A 22,836-nucleotide genomic window follows, 5' to 3' on the forward strand; every position below is an offset into this window, starting at 1 on the left:
CGGCAAGTGTGAACGGATCAGGCTCCCTTGCCGCCGCCCTCTTCGAGAACCACACGGCGACCGACGAGACCTTCGGCAACCGAACTGACCTCGAACTCTTCGAACAGGAAGAGACGACCCTCGCGTACGCATCGCCCGAACGCCTCGCCGAGTTCCGCACAGCACGGTCCTGCGCACGAGAAGCCCTCCGGGCGCTCGGCGAACCCATGACCAGCATCCCCGTCGGCGTGGACCGTGCGCCTGTCTGGCCGGCAGGAATCGTCGGAAGCATCACCCACTGCGTCGGGTACCGGGCCGCGGTCGTCGCCAAACGCGAACACGTCCTCGCCGTCGGCGTGGATGCCGAACCCGACGCACCCCTGCCGCCCGGGGTCGCAGAAGGAATCCTCACCGCGGGGGAGACCGCAGCAACCCGTTACCTGTCGGCCGGCACCAACTGGGACCGCCTGCTCTTCAGCGCCAAGGAATCCGTCTTCAAGCTGCAGACCCAACTCCAACCAGCACTCCACATCGCGATCACCGAGGTACATGCAGACGGAACGATCCAGACCACACCCGGGCTGCCTGGCGTGCACATCGACGTCAGATGGGTCACCGGGTCGGGCCTCATCGTCACCGCGGCGACTGCCCGCCGTGTGCAGCAGTAGCCAGCGGCAGTCCAGTTCGAGAAGGACGAGACGCTTCCGGGTGAAGGCAGCGAAGGGAAGCGTCCGCCGGCCACGTCTCGATCGGCCTCCTCTCCGTGACCGCTGCGCCGGACGACGACGTCCCCAGAACTGCGCGAGACGCCACCAGCAGGCTGACGGAGGCGTCGGGAGGAGCGGTAGCGTCACCCCCATGACCGAGACGAAGCAGCGCACCCTGCTCGAACGGATGATCGGGAGGCCCCTACCGTGGCTGGCCTGGACGTGGGTGGTCCTCGCCCTGATCTGGCTCGTCCTCGCCATCGTCGAACCGTCCGGGTTCCACACCACCATGGCGATCGTCTGGATCATCCTCGCCGCCCTGCAACTCGCGTCGGTGTCCTTCACCCGCAGGCAGGAACGGAACCGTGCTCGGAACGCGGCCGAGGACTCGTAGCCGAACCGGTGTCGGACGTCGCGTGTGCGCACGCCCGGCACCGCGGATCACCCCGCGATCTGGTCGAGCTGCCGCACGTCGTCCTTCGACAGTGTGATCGTTGCACCGGCGATGTTCTCGCGCAGGTGCGCCACCGACGACGTGCCCGGGGTGAGCAGTACGTTCGGGGAACGCTGCAGCAGCCAGGCGAGCGCGACGGACATCGACGTCGCTCCGAGCCGGGTTGTAGCCGTTCTGCACGCGTCCGGATCTCGTCCGGCTCCCGGGCGGCCAACCGCCCTGCGCGTCCCCGTCGCCCGCCCGCCTCGGTCGCGATGAGCAGGTCGGACCGGTAAGGGGGCAAGGCCTCGTGGATCAGGTCGTTCACGACCCGCGGGCCTTTCGTCTGGGAGGTGTCGACGTGGGTGATGCCGCTGGCGACTGCTTCGCGGAGCACCGCGATCGCGCCGTCGTGGTCCTCCGGCAGGCCGACGACCCAGGGGCCGGCGAGTTGCATCGCGACGTACCCGAACCGGCTGACGACGCGATCGCCGAGTGTCCAGGCGCCGCCGGGGAGTCCTGCGGTGATGGGGTCGTTCATGGGGGAGTCAGCTCGCGCGGGTGCTCGCCGGGGTGAGTCCGAAGATGCTGACGGAGACGCTCCGGTCCCTCGAGCGCGACGGCCTGGTGGCACGGACCGCGATCGCGACGGTCCCCGTGTCCGTGACCTACGAGCTCACCGGACTCGGACTGTCGCTGCACGAGACCGTCCGTCAGCTCAAGCGCTGGTCGGGGCCCACCGTGACGACGTCGCCGCACACCAGGCACGGTTCGACGTCACCGAGTGACACGTCGTCAAGGGGCGTCCTCGTGGTGGCCGCGGTCCTGGGCGCACCACCGCTCCGACCCGTAGGCTCTCCAGTCGGACCCACCGGTGCACGGGGCGCACGGCGGGATCCGAGGGGGAACCACATGTCCATCACATCCAGGATCACCACCGCGGGGACGGCGACCGTGATCGCCGTGCTCGCACTGTCCGGCTGCGCCGGGACCGGCACCACGGCACCGGGAGCGGAGCGCGCCACACCGCGGTCATCGGCACCGACATCGGCACCGACGCAGGTACCGACGGAGAAGCCGACCGCGCCGGCCACCGCCGACTCCGCCACGAAGGACCTCACGTTCGAGGACGGCGACGCGCTCTCGGCGAGCACGCTGCCCGCGTTCGGGCTCCAGGTCTCGGCGCTCGACGGCTGGGAGCAGACCGGCGAGGACCCGACGACCGGGTCGCGGGAGTACACGAACGCCGACGGCTCCGTGGCGACGATCACGCAGCAGCGGCTGACCGACCTCGACCCGACGATCGGGGACCGCACCGCCACCGAGCAGCTGTTCACTGCCGCAGGGCTGCCGGCCGACCGGCTCGAGGAGCAGCTCCTGCCGACGATCACCGGCGGCACCGCGCAGTTCCTGTCGATCGCCGGGCACAACACGGACGGGTCCTGGTCGGCGACGGTCGCGCGGGCCTTCGCGAAGCCCGGCGCTGCGCTCATCGTGAAGGTGCGGACGACCTCGCAGGATGCGCTCCGTCCCGACCTGCACGACATCCTGGTCAACGCGCAGGTGGTCGTCGCCTAGCGAGCCGGTGCGACGGGTCGCCGTGACGGGTCCCTATGCTGAGTCCTCGTGCGCCGCTCCGTCCGTCTCCTGACCGTCCTCGTGATCGTCGCCCTGTTCGCCGTCGGGGTCCTGGCAGCGGTGGTCTTCATCCAGCGTGTGCTGGCGGATCCGGCGAGCGACGTCGCGTGGGTCGGCACCGTCCGGGCGACGGGGCTCATCGTCATCGGGGTCATGCTGACACTGCTCGGACGGCGAGGGCTGCCCGCGGCCGTCGACGCGGTCAACCTGCTCGCCGACGCCGGTCCGGTGCGGCCGCTCACGGTCGTGGTGTGGGTCGTCCTCGGCGCCACCATCTACTCGATCCTGCGCGGCTGGACGCTGAACGTCCCCGTCGCGGCCGCCGTCGGCGCGATCGTGGTGGCGTTGCCGTTCGTCGAACGCTTCCTGGACGCGGCGCTGGCTCGGCAGACTGCGCAAGCCGAAGCCGAAGCCGACGCGTGAGACGGCACGCGGGACGGACGTGAGACGGTCACGAGACGAGATGGGAGGCCCGGTGCCAGCTGGCGCCGGGCCTCCCGTCTCGTCGTCGACGCGGCCTGACCGCCCCTGCCGACCCACGCGGGTCGGCCCGCCTCAGCGCTCCGCGCGTCCGGCGAAGCGGTACCGGAACCCGGGCACACCGTCCGCGGTGACGACCACGTCGTAGTACCCCCACTCGTCGAGCGGCCAGTGCATCGTCTTGTGCCCGGAGCCGCGGACGTGTGCGGTCTCGCGGTGCTCGACGAAGTCGTTGGCCACGAGCACGAAGCGGAGCTCGCCCCTGCCGGTGTTCTCGAGCAGGAGCTGCAGGGTGCGCCGACCGCGGGTGTCCCGGACGACCGAGACGTGCGGGACGCCGCCGGTCGCCGGAGCACCGACGGCGACGGTGCCGGCGAAGCGCCGGAGGAACCGGTCGGGTCCGTAGACGCTGACGTCGTAGGCACCGGCGGTCGTCGTGGTGTCCCAGGCCCAGTCGGCGGTGGCGCCGACGGGGACGGTCTTCGGGTGGGCGGCGAACGGCATCGCGGTGTTCGGGTAGACCAGGAAGTTGACGCCCTGACGGCCGTCGTTCGCGAGCGTCACGGTGACCCGACCGGTGCGGTGGTCGACGGTCGCGTCGGCGTGCTGCCGGTAGGGCAGGCTCCGACGGCGGACGGTGCCGGGCTCCTGGACGGGCACGGTCTGCGCGCCGATCGCGGGTTCCTCGATGGGCGGCTTCGCCTGGTCCGCGTCGGCGGCAGCGACCAGCGCGCGGGTCTGCTCGATGCCGGGGACCACGTCGGCGCCGGGGATGCTCGTGTCGGCGGCGCTGAAGTCGAAGCAGCTCGTCAGGTCCCCGGAGACGGTCCGTCGCCAGTCGGAGATGTTCGGCTCGCGGACGCCCGTGACGTGTTCGAGGAACTGGATCACGGACGTGTGGTCCGCCACCTGCGAGTTGACCCACCCCCCACGGCTCCACGGGGACACCACGGTCATCGGCACGCGGGCGCCCATGCCGATGGGCAGGCCGTCGACGTACTCGTCGGGGGTGCCGGGTTCGGCGAACGGGGGGACGACGTGGTCGAAGTACCCGTCGTTCTCGTCGTAGTTGACGAGCAGGACTGTCGAGGCCCAGGTGTCCGGGTTGCTGAAGAGCGCCTGCACGACGGCGTTCGTGTAGTGGGCGCCGTAGTCCGGGCTGGCCGCCGGGTGCTCGCTCCAGCCGTAGGGGGCGACGACGTACGACACGGTCGGCAGGCTGTTGGTCGCGCAGTCCTGCCCGAACTGGCTGAGCAGGTGGGTGACGTCGAGGCCCTTGCCCGAGTTGGGCTTCCACCCGTCGTGCAGCCCGGCACGCGCGGCGAGTTCCTGCTGGGCGGGGTCGGAGGACGCGAGCGCACGGTGGTACTGCTCGAACAGCCAGAGCGGGTTGTCGCCGTAGTCGCCGACGTACGGGTCGGCGGAGCTGTCGCCGACCTCGTCGTTGGCGTAGGTCTTCCAGGTGACCCCGGCCGCCTGCAGTCGTTCGGCGTAGGTGGTCCAGGCGAACACCGGTTCGTAGTCGGCCGGGTTGTCGGTCGCCGGTCCGCCCTGGGCACCGCGGGGGTCGATGGTGCCGGACCACTGGTACAGGCGGTTCGGCGTCGTGGGCCCGTTGAGCGAGCAGTGGTAGTCGTCGCAGACCGTGAAGGCGCCGGCGAGTGCGCGCTGGTACGGGATGTCCTCGCTCGTGAAGTAGCCCATCGTCTGGGCGCTCTTCGCGTCGACCCACCGGTTCCAGGCACCGCCGTTCCAGGCGGTGTGCCCACCGCCCCAGGAGTGGTCGAGGCCGTCGGCGTTCTGCGCGTTGAACCGGGTGGTGTCGAGCCGGAACGGCAGCATCGCACCACCGTCGGTGCGGGCCGCCGACGGCTGGTGGAAGACGTCGTGTCCGGTCGGCAGCTCGAGCGCCTGCTTGTCCGAGAACCCGCGGACCCCGGGCATCGTGCCGTACTAGTGGTCGAAGGACCGGTTCTCCTGCATGAGCACGACGACGTGCTCGACATCGGCGATCGTGCCGGTGGGGACGGCACGGGCGGTCGCGGCGCTGGCACGGTCGGCCGCGCCCGGACCGGAGGCGGAGCCGGCGGCGACACCGGCCATGATCGCGGCCGCGCCGCCGATCAGGACGTTCCGGCGACTGACTCCGGGTCGGACCGCGGCGGAGTACGCGGCGTCCGGGGTCAGCGGTGGGGCGGCGTCCAGGTTGACGTCGGGTGCGCCGTGTTCGGGCTTCCTCGTGCTCATCGCAGGCCTTCCAGGTCGGTGGGAGTGCGGGCGCTGCGGGGGAGGAGCGCCCGTCAGCATGACAACGAGGTGCGCTGAACCGTGCCTTGCCCGGTCGTGGCAGCGGGGTGAACGCGTCCGGTGGAGTCGGGATCGACCTGTCCAGGTGCGCCGCGGCTCGGCCCTGTGCTTCCGGGGTCCCTGCCACGAGAACCACGACGCACCTGGACAGCTCGTGCCGGGCGGGGGAGGATCACCGGGTGCGACCACTGTTCCGGGACCTCGCCGAGGACCTCGCCGACCGGGTGCTCCGCGGTGAGTTCGACGACACCGGCGTCCTGCCGGCGGAGCACGACCTGGCGGCCGACTACGCCGTCGCCCGTGGCACCGTGCGGAACGCGCTCGGGCTGCTCCGCGACCGGCGGGTCTTGACAGCACGGGCCGGGTCTCGCTGGCGCGTCCGCACCACGTCGCTCGGCCACGACGCCGGCGCGCTCGAGTCCTTCGGTCAGCTGGCCAGGGCACGGGGGCACGAGCCCGGCGGTCGGGTCGTGGCGGTCGAGGAACGGCCGGCCACCGTGCGTGAGCGCCGCCTCTTCCGCGCCGCGCACGACGAGCGTGTCCTGCACGTCGTGCGGGTGCGCTCCCTCGACGGTGTCGACGTCATGCTCGAGCGCACCGCCTACGCGCCGTGGGTCGCCGCCGTCATCCGGACGATCCCGGGCGGGCAGACGTCGGTGTCGGCGACCCTGGAGGACCGGTTCGGCATCCGGGTCGGTGCCGCCGTCACCACCGTGGACGCGCTGCTGGCGGACGACGCCGACGCCGCGCTCTTCGGGGTCCGGCCCGGAGCGGCGCTCCTGCAGGTGCGTCGGTCCAGCACCGCCGAGGACGGCCGCCCGCTCGAGGCGGGCGACGACCGGTACGTCGCCGGCACCGTGCCGCTCCGGATCCGGACGGCGTCCGCAACGGTACCGACACCGCTGACCGGCACCGGGCACGACGACGCGGGATGAGCCGGACGGGAGGCCCGGTGTCAGCTGGCACCGTGCCTCCCGTCCGGCTCCACTCGACCGCACGGCGTGGGCCGGCAGGCGGGATCAGCGTCGCTGTGAGCCGTCCGCGGCGGCGGCGACGGCCGCCGCCAGCCCGGCCTCGATGACGTCCACGGGGTCGGGCAGGGTCGCGATCGACGCCGCGACCTCACGGCTGCGGGCGCGGTGGGTCGGCGAGGCGAGGACCTCGCGGACCGCCCGACGGATCGCCACCGGCCGTGGCGTCCCGGAGCGCAGGTTCCGCCCGCACCCGGCCCACGCGACCCGGGCGGCGACCTCCGGCTTGTCCTCGGTCGAACCAGCGACCACGAGCGGCACGCCGTGTGCGAGGGCACGCTGCACCCCGCCGAACCCGCCGTTCGTGACGACGACGCTGCACCGCGGCAGGAGCTGGTCGTAGGGCAGGAAGGTCGCCACCCGGGCGTTCGCGGGCAGCCCCGTGCCGAGCGTGCGTTCGACCTGGTCGACCGGGCGGCCACCGGTGGTCGCGACGACGAGGACGTCATCGTCCGCCAGCGCGCGGAGCGTCGGCGTGATGAGCCGGCCGAGGTCGACGGTGTCGATCGTGCCCTGGGTCACGAGCACCACCGGGGTGTCGGTGTCCAGGTCGCCCCACCACGCGGGCAGGTCGGCCGCGGGCGTCGGTGCCGAGCGGGCCACGACCGGACCGACGAACCGGACCGAGTCGGGGAGCTCGCGCCGCGGGTACTCGAGCTCCGCGACGCTCAGCTGGAACAGGGTGTCGAAGCAGCGGTAGGCGAAGTCGAAGGTCCCGGTCTGCGACGGCGGCGCCCCCACCTCGGCGAGCACGGCGTCGACGGCCTGCTGCAGCGGGCGGGTGAGGACGGGCCGGATCGCGGCGGTGAGCAGTCGGTTGCGCACGCGCGCCAGCGGCCCGCGACCCGGCGCGAGTGCGGTGCCGAACGGGGCGGCGTCGACGCTGGTGAGCGTCACCGGGGTGGTCGCTATCCCGAGCACGGGCAGGCGGTCGCCCGGCGGCAGCGCGAGGTACGGGGCGAGCCCGGTGAACGTCGCCTCGCCGAGCACCGCGTCGAACCGACTCGCTGCCAGCAGGGCCGTCAACGCGCGGTACTGGGAGGGGATCGGCCGCACGAACATCGCGATGATGCCCTCGCGGACGACGGCCATCCCGCGGGCCGCCGTGGCGTCGGCGAGCCGGTCCTGCAGCTCGGCGTCGTCGAAGTCGGCGTCGGCCGGCAGGGCCACGAAGCGGAGCCCGGCGCCGACGACGAGGTCGCGGTACTTGGACCCCGTCAGCACGGTGATCTCGTGGCCGCGCTCGGCGAGGTCGCGTCCCACGTCGACGAGGGGCGCGAGGTGGCCGTAGACGGGCGGGGCGCAGAGCAGGTACGAGGACACGGGGCCGCTTCCGTCGGGGATGGCCGGACGCTCGGAGCGTAGGCGCGGCGAGCAGGCGCGTGGCGCGGCACGGACTGGGAGTGGGTGAGAGTCCTCGAGCACACGACCGCACACACGTCGGCGCATGGCTGACGTACTCCGTCTGCAGTAGTCGGGGCGCTCCCGCTGCAGTACCGCTCGCGCTCCGGACCGGCGCACGCTGCCGGCCTCGCGAAGCGGTCAGCGGGTCGTCTCGACGGCCGGCCTGGTCCGTACCGGGGCGAGCCGACGGGTCAGCAGCACGGCGGTGATGCTGCCGGTCGCCATGATCGCGGCGAGCACCACGATCTGGAAGCGCCCGGCCTCGAGCGGGGACACGCCACCGAACACGGCCCCCACGAATGCGCCGGGCAGGGTGACGAGCCCGGTCGTCCTCGTCTGGTCGACCGTCGGCACCAGGGCGGCACTCACGGCGCGTCGGACCAGGTCCGCGGTGGCGCGGCCGGGTGTCGCTCCGAGCGCGAGCCACCCCTCGACCTCGTCCCACCGATCGTCGACGAGTTCGCGGAAGCGACGACCGGCGATGGTCGCGATCGACATCGCGTTGCCGATGACGATGCCGCCGAGCGCAAGTGCGTAGCGGGGCGAGAGCGCGATGGCTCCGCTCCCGAAGACGACGACCGCGCTGACCAGGATGCCGGACGCCATCGCTCCGGCGACCGGCAGCACCATCGTCCGGAGGTCCCCGAGCCGACGGGCCGACGTGCACGTCGCCACGATGAACATCACCCCGAGCGCAAGACCGATCAGGACGGGCGATCGGATGACACCGGTGAGCACGAGGCTGACGGCAGCGAGCTGCAGGACACCTCGCGCGATCGCCGCTGCCGGAGCCCAGGGTGCCGACGCGCGAGCAGCGAGCAGGACGACGGTCGCCGTCGCGACGAGCGCAAGGACGCCGAGCACCGTGCGCACCAGGACGTCTTCGGTCATGTCAGCTGCTCGCTCATCTGGTGCACTGTACGGCCGGAACGGTGTCAGCCGTCAGTTGCCGTGCGTGGACCAGAACGTCGGCGGTCGCTCGTGATCGCGATGACGACGAGGATCGCGAGCATCGCGATCACGCTGACCAAGCCGGTGCCGTAGCCGAGTCCACCTCGGAGCGGGGAGACGGCCAGCCAGTCCGCGACCGATGCGCCGAGCGGTCTGGTCAGGACGTACGCGGTCCAGAACGCCGCGACCGGGCCGAGGGTCCTCGTCCGCCGCAGCGCGACGACCACCGCCATCCCGCCCAGGAAGACGCCGGCACCGAGCAGGTACCCGAGGTGCAGCGTCGAGGCGATGAGGTCACCCGCCGCAGTGCCCGTGGCGAACGTCACGATCACGGTTGCCCAGTAGAACCCCTGACGTCGGGTGGTGGTGACGGTGTGCACGTCGAGGGTCCCCTCGGTTCGTCGCCACGCGGCGAACACGATGACGAGGACTGCGAGGAACACCGGTGTGGAGACGAGGTAGGGAATCCCTGCCACCACGTGCGCGACATCGGCGATCATGGTGCCGAAGACTGCGACCATCGCCACCGCCGACCAGTACTTCCACGGCGAGAACCGGCGAGACCGGAACTGGACAGCGAGCACCACGACGAACACGACCGCGGTGATCAGTACCGTGGGGGCCGGGGCGAAGCGGGTCACGAGCCGATCCGACAGCGCCTCACCCATCCCCGTGGTGAGGATCTTGATCACCCAGAACGACCCGGACGGTTCCGCGACCCGGTTCGGGAGTGTCCGGGTGCCGGTCACGCTCATCGGTCGCTCGCCACGGGCTGCTCGTCCGGGCGGCTCCTGTCGGTCCGGCTGCGCGCTCGCTTTCGGACCACCCCGATCAGGATGGGCAGGATCGAGACGATGACGACGACGATCATGAGGACGTCGATGTTGCGCGCCACGAACGGGATCCCGCCGAGCAGCACCCCGACCACCGTGAGTCCGCAGGCCCAGCCCACCGCACCGACGACGTTCCACAGGATGAACCTGCGGTAGTGCATGTCCGCTGTTCCCGCCGCGAGCGGGACGTAGGTCCGGACCACCGGAACGAACCGACCGAGGACCAGGGAGAGCCCGCCCCACCTGGTGAAGAACGCTTCGGCCTCGTCCAACCGAGCGGTCGTGAGTACCCGTGCACCCGCACGGAAGAGCCGGCGGCCGAAGCGTCGACCGATCCAGTAGCCGACCTGGTCCCCGGCGACGGCAGCGATCGACGCGACGACCGCGACCTGCCATGGCGCGATGCCCAGTGCAGCGCTCGTGATCGCTGCGGTGACCAGGAGCGAATCACCGGGTAGGAACGGGAACAGCACCCCGGACTCGATGAAGATGAGGACTGCGATCCCCGCAAGGACGGCGGGGCCGAACGCGTGCAGGACGGATCCGGCGTCGAACAGGTGGACGGCGAGCGGGACGGTGAGCATCGTGGCCTTTCCGGCTGGGTGCGGGCGAAGGGGACTCGGTCAGCGGGACCGGGCGATCACGACGACAGCTGCTCGTGGGCGCCGGTCCGCACGCGTTCGTGGCGGCCGACGGAGATCCATGCGATGAGCGCTGCGATGACGGCGAGGAAGACGATGCTCGTGGTGATGGTCCCGATGCCGAGCCCGCCGTCGTGTGTCGGCTGGGAGAGCAGGTCCCCGGTCGACGCACCGAGCGGACGGGTGAGGATGTACGCGATCCAGAAGCAGGTGACGGCACCGCGACGGCCGATGAACCAGACGGCAGTGACTGCGGCGATCGCTGCGGCGAACAACAGCAGGGACGGCAGGTAGCCGAGGCCGGTCTGCTCGGCGATGAGGTCACCGGCCGCGGTGCCGAGCGCGAAGGTGAACAGGATCGCCAGCCAGTAGAACGCTTCCCGCCTGGTGGTGTCGATCTCGTGGATCGAGAGCGTGCGCTCGGTCCGGTACCAGGCGATGAACACCACGGCGAGAGCGACCGCGAACACGGTCGTGCTCACACCCAGCGGAACGCCGAGCCCGTCGGTGAGGTTGTCGGTGATGCAGGTCCCGACGATGCTGATCAGCACGACCGTGACCCAGTAGGTGACCGGCCGGTAGGCCCGCGTCCGGAACTGCAGCACCAGGAACACGACGAGCACTGCGGCCATCACGGCCGTCGTCAGCGGGAGACCGAACCCGAGGGTGTCGCTGAGCAGATCGGCTGCGGTTTCACCGACGGTCGTGGCGAGGACCTTGATGATCCAGAACGACGGGGTCGGGTCGGGGACCTTGTTGCGCAGCGGGCGGGGCCTGTCGGTCAGATGGGTCATGGCGTGCTCCTCGTCGTGCCGTGGGCCTGCTGCCCGGTTCGGTTTGACGACGGTACGAAGGGGCCTGCAAGACTTCACCAAGAAATCCCGGTGGACCGATCTGGTCGGCTTCGCGGGAAGGAACGGAGCGACCGCATGATCGGCACCACATGGCATCGACTCGTCGATGCCGTTGCACGTTGGTCGCTCCGTCGCGAGCCGGACCAGGACGCGGATCGCCTCGCGTCTCGACGCTCGGTCATCGGGATCGCCGTGCGCGTCGCGGCAGTGTCAGCCGCGTTGGTCGTCGGGATCATCGCCCTGGTCGTCGCGTACGTGGTCTGGCAGCTCACCCCCGGCCAGCAGCGGGAGCAGGCCGGCCCGTTCGACGTGCACATCACCCTGGACACCGTCGATCTCACGGTCGCGATCGCAGGGGTCGGCGGGCTCGCGATCGTCTTCGCGGGAGTCGCGTCCTGGTTGATCGCGCGCCGCGCGGTCCGCCCGCTGACCGAGGCGCTGCGTGTGCAGCGGACCTTCGTCGCGGACGCCAGTCACGAACTGCGCACACCGCTCGCCGTCCTCCATGCCCGCGTGCAACGACTCCGCATGCAGACACCCGCCGACGATCCGCGCCGCGGCATCGTGGACGAGGTCACCGGCGACACGCGGATCCTGATCGACATCGTCGACGACCTCCTCGGAGCCGCTGCCGGGACACCCACCGAACCGGGCGTCACACGTCTGGAGGACGGGTTGGCGGTGCTCCGCCGCGACATGAGCGTGCTGGCCGCCGAACGGCAGGTACGCCTCCGCGTGGCCGACCACAGCGCCACCGTGGCCCTGACGCCGACACAGCTGCACCGGTGTCTCGTCGCCCTCACCGACAACGCCATCGGCCACACCCCACCGGGCGGCAGCGTCACCGTGACCACCACATCGGAGCCCGACCGAGTGTGCGTCCGCGTGCAGGACGACGGCACGGGCATCACCGGGATCGCCCCGGCGCGGGTGTTCGAACGTTTCGCGCACGGCACCGGGCCCGGCCCGGAACTCGCCGCGACGCGCACGGGGTACGGCATCGGGCTCGCGCTGGTCCGGGAGATCGCGGTCCGCGCCGGAGGAGCCGTCACCGTCGAGTCCACCGGCGATCAGGGAACAGTCTTCGCCCTCTGGATCCCGACACGCCACGCACCGACGGACATCCCGACCACGACACGGACGATCGGGGAAGGATGAACGCCATGGGACAGCGGCTGCTCCTCGTCGAGGACGACCCCAGGCTCGGGCCGCTCGTCGCCGAGGTGCTCCGCGACGACTGGGACGTGGTCCTCGCGCCGGACGGTGAGCAGGCGCTCATCGCGGCGGTGGAGCAGTACTTCGACGTCATGGTCGTCGATCGCCGGCTCCCCGGCATGGACGGCACCGAGTTCGTCGGTGCCATCCGGAGCCGACGGATCAGTACCCCGGTCCTCATGCTCACCGCACTCGGTGAACTCCGCGACCGCGTTTCCGGTCTGGACGCCGGAGCGAACGACTACCTCGTGAAGCCGTTCGAGTTCGACGAACTCGCTGCCCGACTCCGAGCCCTCACCCGGGACTACACCGGCACCGGGACCGGGGTGGAGATCGGAGGCTGGACCTTCTACCCCGACGACCACAGCATCCACTCGCCGTACTCCGGGCGGATCCTGCTCACCGAGAAGGAGAGCGCCCTCCTCCGGTTCCTCGCGGCGGAGCCAGCGCGCGCGTTCTCGCGGAAGCACCTGCTCTCCGCCGTGTTCGAGAACGGCGAGCAGGAGAACACGGTCGACACGTACGTGCACTACATCCGGCGGAAGACCGACCGGGACCTCATCACGACGATCCGCGGCACCGGCTACCAGCTCGGCACTCCGACCTGATCCTCCCGCCTCCGCTCCCAGGGGGGGCACGAGCGAGTCGACGAACGATCGGCTCGCTGCGGGTCCTCGAGCATCGGCACCCGGACGCTAGGGTCGCTGCATGACCACACCCGCGGGGGCGAGTTCGGGCAACGGCTACTGGCGCGGCCAGATCGGGGCGACGGCCCTGTTCGGCGTCGGCATGGTGGCGTGCAGCGTGGTGCTCTTCCGCGTGGATCCCGACGAGCCGGGGCGCGCGGTCCTGCTCGCGTTCGGGGGCCTGCTCTTCCTCACCACGCTCGGCTGGGCGGTCGACGCCGCGACCCGCTCGGACCCCCGGCAGCGCGCGCTCTTCGCGTGGGCGATCGCCCAGCACGAGGCTGCGGGGCACGGCAACGACGCCCTCGCGCTGGCCGACGCGGCGCGTGCCCGCGACGGTGCGCTCGATGCCGAACGGATCCGGGCGCTGCAGGCGCTCCGCCCTGACAACCCGTACCCGGGCGGCCCACTCGGCGACGACTCGGACGGCGGGACCGCCGAGACCGCCGGGGCGAACCGGCTCGGGATCGCCCTGCTCGCGCTGTTCCTCGCGTTGACCGGGCTGTACAGCAGCTGCTGGCCGTCGGTGTTCGTGCTCGGGTGGCCGTTCCAGTTCGTCGCGTCGATCCTGGCGGTGGTCGCGATCGTGCCGCCTGGCCGCGGTCGCCGACTCGGCGTCGTCGCGGCGATCGTCTCGGTGCTCGGCACCCTCGTGACGGTCGGCATGCTCGTGTGGCACGTGGTCGAGGCGAACGGCAGCTAGCTGCCCGCGGTCGCGCGCGCGGCCCGCGACGTGCGCGGCGACGGACTGGAGGCCCGGTGCCAGCTGGCACCGGGCCTCCAGTCCGGTGTCGTGACGCCCCACGGCGTGGGCAGGTCCCCGGTGCCGCTGCGGGTGGGGCGCGCGCAGGGATCCAGCAGGATCCTCAGCGGGAGGTCGCCGTTCACCGGCGGCTGCAGGCTGCCGTCCGCGATGATCCGAGGGTGCCTCGTCGTCGTGCTGCCGTCCAGACCGCCGTGGTGGTCGTGATCGTGCTGCTGGTCGGTGCCGTCCTCGGTGCCGTCCTCGGTGCCGTCTTCGTCGCCGCTCCGTGGCTCGGTGTCGGGCGGGCTCCGGTGCTCGCCGCCGTGCTGCCGGCCCGGTCCCTCGTGACCGCGGGACTGGCCGCCGTCGGTGTCGCCCTGGTGCTCGTCGCCGTCGTCCTGCGACGCACGCGAGCCGTGCGGCTGGGCGCTGCGTCACTCGGTGCGCTCCTGCTCGTCGTCGCCGTCGCGAACACGGCGGTGCTCGGCGTGCGGGGATGGGACGTGCGGCCGGGCGACGGTGCCCGGGGTGCGCTCCGGGTGTTCGAGTGGAACACCAACGGAGGACTCGTCGGTCCGCAGAGAATCGCCCGTGCGGCGCTGTCCGCACGCGCGGACGTCGTCGTGCTCCCCGACGCGGGCGACCAACGGGCCGCCGCTGCGGTGGCGCGGGCGATGGGGCAGCACGGTCGGCCAGTGCGTCTTTTCATGGGTGGTGACGACACGCAGGTGGCGGTGCTCGTCGGGGCCGACCGCGCGTCCGGCGCGTCGATGTCGCCCGGCGTCGATCCGGTGAAGACGATGACGGTGTCCGGGCCGTCGATCCCGACGATCGTCGCCGTGCACGCGCCGCATCCGATCGGGCGGGGCCTGGCGGGCTGGCGGACCGATCTGCGGTGGGTCGGCGAACAGTGCGGCCGCGGCGCTGACGTGGTCGTGTCGGGGGACTTCAACGGATCGGTCGACAGCTTCGACGGCGGGCGGCTCGGGTCGTGCAGCGATGCCGCGTCGACCGTGCACGCCGCGGCGCTCGGCACGTGGCCGACGTGGCTCGATCCGCGGCTGGCGATGCCCATCGACCACACCCTGGTCGGTCCGTCGGCCGGTGTCGTGCGGTCGTGGAGCGTGCTGACGAGCCAGGACGAGTCCGGTGCTCGGCACCGCCCGACCCTGACGGTCGTCGGCGGCAGCTGACCCGGACGGCGGCCCCTGTTCCGGTGGGCGAGCGGCCCTGTTTCGGTGGGCGTGCGGCCCTGTTTCGGTGGGCGTGCGGCCCTGTTTCGGTGGGCGTGCGGCCCTGTTTCGGGGGGCGTGCGGCGCGGCAGGTGGGAACAGACTCGCAACGTCGTCGAAACACGCGCGCGGTGGGGTGGATGCATGGACGTCACCACCACGGATCGTGCTCCCGCCCGCTGGTACCACTCGCTGTTCGTGCAGATCGCGATCGGCGTGGCCCTGGGCATCGCCGTCGGGGTCTGCTTCCCTGCGGCGGCGCCGGTGCTGAACGTCGTCGGGCAGGGGTTCATCCGGCTGATCGAGATGGTGATCGCGCCGCTCGTGTTCATCGTCGTGGTGACGGGCATCGTGCACGTCGGCGACCTGCGCTCCGTGGGACGGATCGCCGGCAAGGCGATGGTCTACTTCCTGCTCGCGTCGTCGTGCGCGCTCGTGTTCGGCCTGCTGGTCGGCAACCTCGTGCGCCCCGGGGCCGGCCTGCGGATCGACCCGTCGTCGCTCGACGCCTCCGCCGTGGCGGCGAAGACCGCCGGTGGCACGGCTCCGGACGCGGGGACCTTCATCCTCGACCTCATCCCGTCGAGCGTCGGGAACGCGTTCGCGACGAACGACATCCTGCAGGTGCTCGTCTTCGCGGTGTTCGTCGGCGCGGCGATCGCCGCGATCGGCAGTGACCGTGCGCGGCCGCTCGTGCGGGGCCTCGACCTGTGCCTCGAGGTCGTCTACCGCATCCTGGGCTGGGTGATGCGTCTGTCGCCGCTCGGTGCGTTCGGGGCGATGTCGTACGTGGTCGGGCAGTACGGCATCGACACCCTGGGGTCGTACGGGCTGCTGATCGCGGCCTGCTACGGCGCGGCGGCGGTGTTCATCGTGGCGCTGCTCGTCGGCGGGCGGCTGCTGTCCGGCGTGCCGATCTGGCGGTTCGTCTGGCACACCCGCGCGGAGTTCGGGCTGGCCCTGGGTACCGCGTCGACCGAGGCCGTGCTGCCGCGGATGATCACGCGGCTCACCGAGGTCGGCGTCTCACGGAGCGTCGCCGGGCTCGTCGTGCCGACGGGCTACTCGTTCAACCTCGACGGGGCGGCGATCTACCTGTCGATCTCGCTGCTGTTCCTGACCCAGGCGTTCGGGGTGCCGCTGACGCTCGAGCAGCAGGTCGCCGCACTCGGGGTGCTGCTGCTGACGTCGAAGGGCATGGCCGGGGTGCCGGGCTCGTCGTTCCTGGCGCTGTCCGCGACGGCGACGAGCCTCGGGCTGTTCCCGGTCGCTGGCGTCGCGCTGCTGCTCGGTGCCGACCGGATCATGGACGCGATGCGGGTGAGCGTGAACCTGCTCGGCAACTGCGTCGCGACCCTCGTGGTGGCGCGGTGGCAGGGCGAGCTCGACCGAGAGCGGGTGGACGCGGTGCTGCGTCCTGGTCGAGGGGTGCGGCCGTCGTCGGAGGCGGAGCCTGCTGCGGGTGCAGCCGCGGTGTCGGCGCCGGTTCGCTGAGGGGGCGGGGCGCGGTCAGCGTTCGAGGACGGCGCGCTGCTGGTCGTACTGCTGGCGGGTCCGGTGTCCGCCCATCTTGCGGACGACGGCGCCCGAGGGGTCGCGGGTGATGCGCCACCAGATAGCGGTGCAGAGCGCGTCGACCGGGACGATCGCACCGAGTCCGACCAGGAGCTGCCGACCGAGGTCGGTGCGCCAGGGCAGCCCCGAGACCTCGAGCGCGGTCACGACGAGCAGACAAACCACGATGGTGATCGGGCTGAGCCAGAGCTTCCGCACGGTGCGTTGACGTGCCACGTCGATCTCCGCCAGCTGCGCCAACGGCAGCGTCGAACCGACGTGCTCGCGGGGCTCGCCACCGACGATGACGGCGGCAGGGCCGGGGGTGGTCGCGGTGTCGTCCGCGTCCGTGGCGAGTCGCCACACCACGTCGTCCAGGTGCTCCAGGTCGTCGTCGACGCGGAACCAGCCGCCTTCGAAGCCGTCGGCAGCGGCGTCGGGATCGGCGCGAGACGTGGTCGTGGTCACGTCGGTCATCTTGGCAGCAACAGGTGCCGTTGGGGCACCACCGCTTCGGGGGTGGGCGGAGGCGTCGCTCGCGGCCCGGGGCGCGTTCTGCTGGCAGGATGGTCCCGACACCACGGGGGCGGGGGCCGGCATGGGCACGGAACAGCAGGACTGGCGTGACCAGGGGACGGGCCCGACGACGGGGCGAGGGAACGCGATCGCGATCGCGCTCGTGCTGCCGGTGCTGCTCGTCGTGAGCTGGGCGGTCCAGATCGGGGCGTACCTGGCGCGCGACTTCGGGTCGATGGACGACCGGCTCGGAGCAGGGGGCGTGCTGACGCGGCTGGTCATCGGCGCCGTGCTCGCCGTGGCGATCCCCGTGGTGGTGCTCGTCGTGCAGGTCCGGGCTCGCCGGCGTGAACCGCGCCACTCACTGGTCGCCGTCGTCGCGGCGGTCATCGTGCTGGTCATCGCCGTGCCGTGGAACGGCCTGGTCCTGACGTCACAGGTGCGGAGCATGGCCGCCGACGCCCAGCAGTGGGCGCAGCCGCCGACCGCCGCCGAGCGGCACTTCGCCGACGGTGACGCCCGGGCCACGCTCGAGCGGATCGGGGACCGCACGGTGCGGATCCTCGGCGGCGACCGGAAGTCCGCCTACCGCGATGGCGAGCGAGCCGGTGGTGCGTACAGCGAGGACTGCCAGCTGTCGAACGCCCACCAGGGCGTGCGGTGGATGTACTGGTACGACCCGGGGGAGTACACCGACGAGCAGGGCAACGAGCTCCTGCCCGAGGACCACACCGTGATCGAGGGTGCGAACCGCGACGTGGACGGAGTCCGGGAGTACTGGGCGTCCGAGGGCATCGACGCGCGGTCGGAAGAGGACATGGTCCCCGACCAGATCGCGCCGACCGCCGACTGGCTCGAGAGCGGCTCGTCGTACACACGGCCCGGCCCGGACGTCGACTTCCGCACGATCTGCCTGGTGCGGTGACCCGCGGGTCGTCGGGTCGTCCGCTCGTCAGCATTCGTCAGCGCTGGTCAGGGCGACCAGCCGACCAGGCGCTCGACGGCGGCCAGGACGACGGCCGGGGGTTCGCCTGTCGCGATCTCGGTCCGGATCCGTCCGGCCGCGACGCGGAACGCCGGCTCGGTCAGGAGTCGCGACGCGGTGGTGCGGATGTCCTCCGGGGTCGCCGTCGCGGCGTCGAGGACGAGTCCGGCGCCCAGGGTCTCGACGCAGCTGCCGTTCGGCAGCTGGTCCGCGCCGAGCGGCAGGACCAGCAGGGGCACGCCGTGCGCGAGCGCCCCGGTCACCGATCCGGATCCGCCGTGGTTCACCACGAGGTCCACGAGCCCGAGCACCGAGTCCTGCGGGACGTACTGCTCGATCCGGATCGCTCCCGGGCCCTCCGGCACCGGGAAGGTCGTCGGGTCGACCCAGGGTCCGGTCGTCACGAGGATCCGTGCCGGCAGGGCGGCGAGCCCGTCGATGAGTCGGGCGAACAGGTCGCCGGACTTCGTGTTGAACTCGGTGCCGAGCGTGACGTAGACGCGCGGTCCGTCGCCGGCGGCCAACCACGCCGCGGCATCCGACGGCGGTGACGACCAGGTGTCCGGTCGCATCCGGATGACCCGGCCACGCAGCTCGTGCCCGGATCGCATCGACGCCGGGAACGGGATGACGGTGAGCGCCCCGCCGAGCATCTGCTGCTGCGGGTCGGGCCCGAGCCCTGCGCGTCGGCGGAGCGCCTCGAGCGGCTCCCGCACCGCGTCGCGCCAGGTCCCGCCGGCCGAGGCGAAGGCCAGGACCACCACGCACGGCACCCCGGCTCGTTCGGCGGCGGTCATCGCGCCGAAGTCGAACTCCCCGCAGACCACGAGGTCAGCCGTCCACCGAGCGACCAGCCGTCCGACGTCGATGACTGCCCCGGCGGCCGCGTCCCCCAGGAACACCTGAGGGACGCGGGTGAGCACCGTGCTCGGGTCGATCGGGGTCAGGGTGCCGGTGCCCGGCCTGCTCGCCGGCAGCTCCACGTTGCGCGGCTGCCGGTGCGAGAACCCGGTCTGTTCGAGGACGGCCTCGCGTGCGCCGCTCAGTGCGGTCCGGTGTCCGGCTGCGCTGGCCGCGCGGGCGAGTGGCAGCATCGGCGCGAGGTGTCCCCGGCCCCGTGGGAACGAGAACACGATGCGCAGGGGCGCCGGAGCCCGGTAGCCGGGCCGGCCGTTCGCAGCAGACACCACAGGGCTCCGATCGTCCGTGCGGGCTGCCTGCCCGCTTCGTCAGACAACCGTATGGCGAACGGCGGTCGCGCTCCATGAACCCTTGGTCAGCCTCGCGGGGCGCTCACGCGCCGACCGTGCTCACTTGCCGGCGGCCTCGTTGTAGGACTCGATCTGCTTGCCGGCCTGCTGTTCCGCGTCCTGCATCGTCGACTCGACGTCGGCACCCTCGACGATCCGGTTGAAGGCGCCGATGACGGTGGCACGCACCGTCGGGAACGCGCCCGTGATGCAGCCGGCCGCGGCGACGCTCGTGGGGTCGTCGGTGAGCTGCTGGTACATCGTGGCGATGTTCGGGTCGGACAGGGAGCGCTTGCCGACGGTGGTGTCCTGGGCGTCGGTGTTCATCGCGACGTAGCCGGTCGCCTTCGCCCACTCGGCCTGCACGTCCGGCGTCTGGAGCCACTCGGCGAACGTGTACGACGCCTGCTGCTCGGCGGACGAGTGGCCCTTGCCGGAGATCCACAGCGCGTTGCCGCCGATGACCTGACCCGCGTCGTCGGAGGCCGACGTGGAGGGGAACCGGGCGACGACGGACTTGGAGCCGTCCGGGTCGACCGTCGTGTAGGCGCCGGAGGAGGTCAGCAGCATCCCGACCTTGTCGCTCGAGAACGCCGAGTTCTGCACGGTCGAGTCGGTGCCGGGGTTCAGGGCGGCACCGTCCTGGTAGAGCTTCTGCAGCGTGGTCATGAACTGCACCTGGGTGTCCGAGGTGAGCGAGACGCCGGTGACCGGCTTGCCCTTCCGCCCGTTCTCCGGCGTGCAGAACGCCTGGCCGCCCGAGGCGGTGAGTTCCTCGAGCATCCACGAGTCGCCCATGTTCATGCTCATGCCGTAGCCACCGGTCGCGGCGTGGATCTTCTCGGCCCAGGTCGCGACCTGCGCCAGCGTCCTCGGCGGTTTCGTGGCGTCGAGGCCGGCCTTCGCGACGAGTGCCTTGTTCAGGTAGAGCACGGGCATCGAAACCGAGAACGGCATCGCCGCGAGTTGCTTGCCGTCGCTGTAGTACGTCGCGGCGGCCGGCGCGATCGTGTCGGTGCCCGACTTCGAGCCGCTGATCTTCGCGGGCGACACCGTCTGGCCGGAGTCGATCATGAAACCGGTCGACACGTCGTTCATCATGAGCAGGTCCGGCGTCGAGCCGGACTGGACCGCCGCCGTGTACTTCGTCTGGACGGCCGCGTAGTCGCCCTGGAACGACGACTTGACGGTGATGTGCTGGTCGTTCTCCTTGTTGAAGCGGGCGACGAGCGCGTCGAGCTCGGTCGCGGGCGGCCCGGACATGGCGTGCCAGAAGTCGACGGTGACGGGGCCGGAGCTGTCCGACGCGGAGCTCGACGTGGAGCACCCGGTCAGGGCGAGGACCGCGACGGCCCCGGTGGCGAGTGCGGTGAGGGTGGTGGAGCGACGTGCGGGCATGGTGCGTCCTTCGGGTGTGGGGCGGGCGGGGGTCGGGGAGGGGAGCGGACGTGTCGTCACTTGAGCGCGCCGGCGGTGAGGCCACCGGCGAGGAACCGCTGGGCGACGAGGACCAGGACCAGGACGGGGAGGGTCACCATGGCTGCACCGGCGAGGACCACGCCGATGTCGGCGGCCTCGGCGTCGGACAGCTGGGCGATGCCGACCTGCACGGTGCGGTGCTCCGGCGAGTTCGTGACGAGGAGCGGCCAGAAGAACCCGTTCCAGGCGGCCGTCGCACTCACCAGGGTGACCGAGACGAGCGTCGGGCGGGTGAGCGGCAGGAGCATGGACCGGATGAACCGGAAGTGTCCGGCGCCGTCGAGCACCGCGGCTTCGCGCAGCTCGTCGGGGAAGCTCAGGAACGCCTGGCGGAACAGGAAGATCGTCAGCGCCGAGGCCACGAACGGCAGGAAGACGACCAGGAGCGTGTCGATGAGGTGCCACGACGAGACGGTCAGGTAGTTCGCGATCAGCGTCGTCTCGCCGGGGATCATCATGCTGGCGAGCAGGACGAGGAACAGGGCACGGGTGCCCCGGAGTCGACAGAACACCAGGGCGTAGGCGGTGATGATGCCGATGACGACCTGCAGCACCGTCTGGGCGAGGGTGACGACGACGCTGTTCAGGAACTGCTGCCCGAGCGGGACGACCTGCGTGGCCCGGACGATGTTGTCGAGCGTCAGGTGGATCGGCACCAGACCGGCCAGGCCCTGGTCCAGGTAGCGGGTCGGGGTGAGCGCGCCCTCGAACACGTAGTAGAGCGGGAAGCAGACGACGACGACCGCGATGACGAGCCAGGCGTAGACGAAGACGCTCCGGAGTCGGCGTGCCGTGACGGGGCGCATCAGTAGTTCACCCGCTTCTCGAGCACGCCGAACTGCACCAGCGACAGCCCGAGGACCAGCAGGAACAGGACGACCCCGAGCGCGGCGGCGAGGCCGAAGTTCGCGCTGCCGGACCCGAACGCCTGCTGGTAGATCGCGTAGACGAGGGTCTTCGACGAGTCGGCCGGACCGCCGCCGGTGAGGATCTGGATCTGCCCGAAGGTCGTGAGTGCCTCGACGGTGCCGGTCACGACGACGAAGAAGAGCGTCGGCGTGACGAGCGGCAGGGAGATCGACCAGAGTGTCCGCACGGGCCCGGCACCGTCCAGGTGCGCCGCCTCGATGACGTCCTGGTCGATGGCGCCGAACGCTCCGAGCAGGAGCAGCACGGTGAACCCGAGCGACCCCCAGATCGTCACGACGATGACGCTCGCCAGGGCCCACTGCGTGCTCGTCAGGAACGGGACGGGCGCGCCGCCGAACTGGGTGATCACCGTGTTCAGCAGCCCGTTGCCGGGTGCGAGCATCGCCGCGAACGCGACGGACCCCGCTGACACGGACACGACCATGGGCGCCGTCAGGAGTGCGCGGAAGACCGGCAGGCCGCGGAGCTTCACGGTCAGGGGGATCACCACGAGCAGACCGAACACGATCCGGCCGACGACCACGCCGACGCAGAAGACCGCGGTGGTCAGCATCGTCCGTCCGAAGGCGGGGTCGGTGAACGTGCGGACGTAGTTCTGCAGCCCCACCGAGCCCGCCGGCTGACCGAAGATGTCGGTGCCCTGGGTGCTGAGGACCAGGACGCGGCCGAGCGGGTAGAAGACGAAGACCGCGAACGCGAGCAGCGCCGGGGCGAGGAGCACCAGACCGAGTCGGCGGTCCGAGCGCAACGAGGACCGGGTCGTCCGGGTCGCTCGGGGTGGACGCGGCGACCGCGGCGACCCTGCGGTACGCGGGGGACCGGCGACCAGGCCGGACCTGACGGGGACCGTCATGGGGCGGACTCCTCCGAGTAGGGAACGTTCCCTAACCGGGAACGACTCCACTGTGCGGCGGGGGCCGGAGACCGGTCAAGGCACGTCGACCACCCGCCGTCACCCGTTCACGCCGCGTTCAACCCCTCCGCCG

The 22,836-nt window shown here is 71.5% G+C and carries 24 protein-coding genes and 1 pseudogene; 12 read left to right on the forward strand and 13 right to left on the reverse strand.

The genetic code is table 11. The features are described from left to right. The first annotated feature begins 8 nt into the window (after positions 1 to 8). Positions 9 to 647 carry a 4'-phosphopantetheinyl transferase gene (locus FFG40_RS10660; protein ID WP_138803148.1) on the forward strand — a complete coding sequence of 213 codons (639 nt, stop codon included), beginning with the start codon at positions 9 to 11 and terminating at the stop codon, positions 645 to 647. A gap of 190 nt (positions 648 to 837) precedes the next feature. Further along, positions 838 to 1,080: a hypothetical protein gene (locus FFG40_RS10665; protein ID WP_071247969.1), complete on the forward strand. Its 243-nt coding sequence runs from the start codon at positions 838 to 840 to the stop codon at positions 1,078 to 1,080. 47 nt (positions 1,081 to 1,127) lie between these two features. Here the strand turns inward: FFG40_RS10665 and FFG40_RS17305 are convergent, their stop codons facing one another. After that, positions 1,128 to 1,283 (reverse strand): aldo/keto reductase, encoded by a 156-nt coding sequence (locus FFG40_RS17305; RefSeq protein WP_260678857.1) that lies wholly within the window; start codon positions 1,281 to 1,283, stop codon positions 1,128 to 1,130. A gap of 421 nt (positions 1,284 to 1,704) precedes the next feature. On the opposite strand from FFG40_RS17305, the pseudogene FFG40_RS17405 reads away from it, so the two are divergent. From FFG40_RS17405 to FFG40_RS10685, 3 genes and pseudogenes are all read left to right on the forward strand, one after another. Further along, positions 1,705 to 1,791: pseudogene (locus FFG40_RS17405) on the forward strand (winged helix-turn-helix transcriptional regulator); the annotation flags it as partial. A gap of 240 nt (positions 1,792 to 2,031) precedes the next feature. Then, positions 2,032 to 2,697, forward strand: coding sequence for a hypothetical protein (locus tag FFG40_RS10680; RefSeq protein WP_138803149.1), 666 nt, complete (start codon positions 2,032 to 2,034; stop codon positions 2,695 to 2,697). 48 nt (positions 2,698 to 2,745) lie between these two features. After that, the gene (locus tag FFG40_RS10685; RefSeq protein ID WP_138803150.1) at positions 2,746 to 3,180 is read left to right on the forward strand and encodes a hypothetical protein; all 435 of its coding nucleotides are present in this window, start codon (positions 2,746 to 2,748) and stop codon (positions 3,178 to 3,180) included. A gap of 132 nt (positions 3,181 to 3,312) precedes the next feature. Here FFG40_RS10685 and FFG40_RS10690 read toward each other — a convergent pair whose 3' ends face one another. Both FFG40_RS10690 and FFG40_RS17315 read right to left on the reverse strand, forming a co-directional pair. Then, on the reverse strand, positions 3,313 to 5,181 hold the full coding sequence (locus tag FFG40_RS10690) for a phosphocholine-specific phospholipase C (protein ID WP_260678858.1): 1,869 nt from the start codon (positions 5,179 to 5,181) through the stop codon (positions 3,313 to 3,315). 9 nt (positions 5,182 to 5,190) lie between these two features. Further along, positions 5,191 to 5,484: a hypothetical protein gene (locus FFG40_RS17315; protein WP_260678859.1), complete on the reverse strand. Its 294-nt coding sequence runs from the start codon at positions 5,482 to 5,484 to the stop codon at positions 5,191 to 5,193. Between the two features lie 239 nt (positions 5,485 to 5,723). Here FFG40_RS17315 and FFG40_RS10695 point away from each other — a divergent pair, with 239 nt between their 5' ends. Then, entirely contained in the window at positions 5,724 to 6,479 is a 756-nt protein-coding gene (locus FFG40_RS10695; protein ID WP_138803151.1) for a GntR family transcriptional regulator, read from the forward strand. An 84-nt stretch (positions 6,480 to 6,563) separates the two neighbouring features. Here FFG40_RS10695 and FFG40_RS10700 read toward each other — a convergent pair whose 3' ends face one another. From FFG40_RS10700 to FFG40_RS10720, 5 genes are all read right to left on the reverse strand, one after another. Further along, entirely contained in the window at positions 6,564 to 7,898 is a 1,335-nt protein-coding gene (locus FFG40_RS10700; protein ID WP_138803152.1) for a glycosyltransferase, read from the reverse strand. A 219-nt stretch (positions 7,899 to 8,117) separates the two neighbouring features. After that, positions 8,118 to 8,870, reverse strand: coding sequence for an ABC transporter permease (locus FFG40_RS10705; RefSeq protein ID WP_138803153.1), 753 nt, complete (start codon positions 8,868 to 8,870; stop codon positions 8,118 to 8,120). 44 nt (positions 8,871 to 8,914) lie between these two features. Further along, the gene (locus FFG40_RS10710; RefSeq protein WP_138803154.1) at positions 8,915 to 9,685 is read right to left on the reverse strand and encodes a hypothetical protein; all 771 of its coding nucleotides are present in this window, start codon (positions 9,683 to 9,685) and stop codon (positions 8,915 to 8,917) included. Next, complete coding sequence (locus FFG40_RS10715) at positions 9,682 to 10,347, reverse strand: DedA family protein (protein ID WP_138803155.1); 666 nt, start codon at positions 10,345 to 10,347, stop codon at positions 9,682 to 9,684. The genes FFG40_RS10710 and FFG40_RS10715 overlap by 4 nt, the downstream gene beginning before the upstream one ends. Before the next feature lie 56 nt (positions 10,348 to 10,403). After that, positions 10,404 to 11,198: a hypothetical protein gene (locus FFG40_RS10720; RefSeq protein ID WP_138803156.1), complete on the reverse strand. Its 795-nt coding sequence runs from the start codon at positions 11,196 to 11,198 to the stop codon at positions 10,404 to 10,406. A gap of 135 nt (positions 11,199 to 11,333) precedes the next feature. Between FFG40_RS10720 and FFG40_RS10725 the strand changes: the two genes are divergently transcribed. The 5 genes from FFG40_RS10725 to FFG40_RS10745 all read left to right on the forward strand — a co-directional run bounded on the left by FFG40_RS10725 (position 11,334) and on the right by FFG40_RS10745 (position 16,630). Next, complete coding sequence (locus FFG40_RS10725; protein WP_185974160.1) at positions 11,334 to 12,416, forward strand: HAMP domain-containing sensor histidine kinase; 1,083 nt, start codon at positions 11,334 to 11,336, stop codon at positions 12,414 to 12,416. Between the two features lie 5 nt (positions 12,417 to 12,421). Next, positions 12,422 to 13,081: a response regulator transcription factor gene (locus tag FFG40_RS10730; protein WP_260678860.1), complete on the forward strand. Its 660-nt coding sequence runs from the start codon at positions 12,422 to 12,424 to the stop codon at positions 13,079 to 13,081. A gap of 100 nt (positions 13,082 to 13,181) precedes the next feature. After that, complete coding sequence (locus FFG40_RS10735; protein ID WP_138803159.1) at positions 13,182 to 13,862, forward strand: hypothetical protein; 681 nt, start codon at positions 13,182 to 13,184, stop codon at positions 13,860 to 13,862. A gap of 221 nt (positions 13,863 to 14,083) precedes the next feature. After that, positions 14,084 to 15,097 (forward strand): endonuclease/exonuclease/phosphatase family protein, encoded by a 1,014-nt coding sequence (locus FFG40_RS10740; RefSeq protein WP_138803160.1) that lies wholly within the window; start codon positions 14,084 to 14,086, stop codon positions 15,095 to 15,097. A 183-nt stretch (positions 15,098 to 15,280) separates the two neighbouring features. Next, positions 15,281 to 16,630: a cation:dicarboxylate symporter family transporter gene (locus FFG40_RS10745; RefSeq protein ID WP_138803161.1), complete on the forward strand. Its 1,350-nt coding sequence runs from the start codon at positions 15,281 to 15,283 to the stop codon at positions 16,628 to 16,630. A 15-nt stretch (positions 16,631 to 16,645) separates the two neighbouring features. Here FFG40_RS10745 and FFG40_RS10750 read toward each other — a convergent pair whose 3' ends face one another. After that, positions 16,646 to 17,158, reverse strand: a complete 513-nt coding sequence (locus FFG40_RS10750; protein ID WP_138803162.1) for a hypothetical protein — start codon at positions 17,156 to 17,158, stop codon at positions 16,646 to 16,648. Between the two features lie 130 nt (positions 17,159 to 17,288). On the opposite strand from FFG40_RS10750, the gene FFG40_RS10755 reads away from it, so the two are divergent. Continuing rightward, complete coding sequence (locus tag FFG40_RS10755) at positions 17,289 to 18,131, forward strand: hypothetical protein (RefSeq protein WP_138803163.1); 843 nt, start codon at positions 17,289 to 17,291, stop codon at positions 18,129 to 18,131. Positions 18,132 to 18,178: 47 nt separating this feature from the next. Here the strand turns inward: FFG40_RS10755 and FFG40_RS10760 are convergent, their stop codons facing one another. The 4 genes from FFG40_RS10760 to FFG40_RS10775 form a co-directional block, all read right to left on the reverse strand. Then, complete coding sequence (locus tag FFG40_RS10760) at positions 18,179 to 19,378, reverse strand: glycosyltransferase (protein ID WP_260678861.1); 1,200 nt, start codon at positions 19,376 to 19,378, stop codon at positions 18,179 to 18,181. Positions 19,379 to 19,501: 123 nt separating this feature from the next. Next, positions 19,502 to 20,839, reverse strand: a complete 1,338-nt coding sequence (locus FFG40_RS10765) for an ABC transporter substrate-binding protein (RefSeq protein ID WP_138803164.1) — start codon at positions 20,837 to 20,839, stop codon at positions 19,502 to 19,504. Between the two features lie 56 nt (positions 20,840 to 20,895). Continuing rightward, positions 20,896 to 21,726, reverse strand: a complete 831-nt coding sequence (locus FFG40_RS10770; RefSeq protein WP_111224544.1) for a carbohydrate ABC transporter permease — start codon at positions 21,724 to 21,726, stop codon at positions 20,896 to 20,898. After that, on the reverse strand, positions 21,726 to 22,598 hold the full coding sequence (locus FFG40_RS10775) for a carbohydrate ABC transporter permease (RefSeq protein WP_228516251.1): 873 nt from the start codon (positions 22,596 to 22,598) through the stop codon (positions 21,726 to 21,728). The genes FFG40_RS10770 and FFG40_RS10775 overlap by 1 nt, the downstream gene beginning before the upstream one ends. Positions 22,599 to 22,836 lie beyond the last annotated feature (238 nt).

The sequence above is a fragment of the Curtobacterium sp. KBS0715 genome (assembly GCF_005938005.2).
GTDB lineage: Bacteria > Actinomycetota > Actinomycetes > Actinomycetales > Microbacteriaceae > Curtobacterium > Curtobacterium flaccumfaciens.

Excerpts from the sequence above, each read along its gene's own strand:
- FFG40_RS10680 (WP_138803149.1), top strand. The coding sequence starts at position 2,032 with ATGTCCATCACATCCAGGATCACCACCGCGGGGACGGCGACCGTGATC.
- FFG40_RS10730 (WP_260678860.1), top strand. The coding sequence starts at position 12,422 with ATGGGACAGCGGCTGCTCCTCGTCGAGGACGACCCCAGGCTCGGGCCG.
- FFG40_RS10725 (WP_185974160.1), top strand. The coding sequence starts at position 11,334 with ATGATCGGCACCACATGGCATCGACTCGTCGATGCCGTTGCACGTTGG.
- FFG40_RS10690 (WP_260678858.1), bottom strand. The coding sequence starts at position 5,181 with ATGCCCGGGGTCCGCGGGTTCTCGGACAAGCAGGCGCTCGAGCTGCCG.
- FFG40_RS10735 (WP_138803159.1), top strand. The coding sequence starts at position 13,182 with ATGACCACACCCGCGGGGGCGAGTTCGGGCAACGGCTACTGGCGCGGC.
- FFG40_RS10770 (WP_111224544.1), bottom strand. The coding sequence starts at position 21,726 with ATGCGCCCCGTCACGGCACGCCGACTCCGGAGCGTCTTCGTCTACGCC.
- FFG40_RS10745 (WP_138803161.1), top strand. The coding sequence starts at position 15,281 with ATGGACGTCACCACCACGGATCGTGCTCCCGCCCGCTGGTACCACTCG.
- FFG40_RS10705 (WP_138803153.1), bottom strand. The coding sequence starts at position 8,870 with ATGACCGAAGACGTCCTGGTGCGCACGGTGCTCGGCGTCCTTGCGCTC.
- FFG40_RS17315 (WP_260678859.1), bottom strand. The coding sequence starts at position 5,484 with ATGAGCACGAGGAAGCCCGAACACGGCGCACCCGACGTCAACCTGGAC.
- FFG40_RS10755 (WP_138803163.1), top strand. The coding sequence starts at position 17,289 with ATGGGCACGGAACAGCAGGACTGGCGTGACCAGGGGACGGGCCCGACG.
- FFG40_RS10765 (WP_138803164.1), bottom strand. The coding sequence starts at position 20,839 with ATGCCCGCACGTCGCTCCACCACCCTCACCGCACTCGCCACCGGGGCC.
- FFG40_RS10715 (WP_138803155.1), bottom strand. The coding sequence starts at position 10,347 with ATGCTCACCGTCCCGCTCGCCGTCCACCTGTTCGACGCCGGATCCGTC.
- FFG40_RS10665 (WP_071247969.1), top strand. The coding sequence starts at position 838 with ATGACCGAGACGAAGCAGCGCACCCTGCTCGAACGGATGATCGGGAGG.
- FFG40_RS10710 (WP_138803154.1), bottom strand. The coding sequence starts at position 9,685 with ATGAGCGTGACCGGCACCCGGACACTCCCGAACCGGGTCGCGGAACCG.
- FFG40_RS17305 (WP_260678857.1), bottom strand. The coding sequence starts at position 1,283 with ATGTCCGTCGCGCTCGCCTGGCTGCTGCAGCGTTCCCCGAACGTACTG.
- FFG40_RS10720 (WP_138803156.1), bottom strand. The coding sequence starts at position 11,198 with ATGACCCATCTGACCGACAGGCCCCGCCCGCTGCGCAACAAGGTCCCC.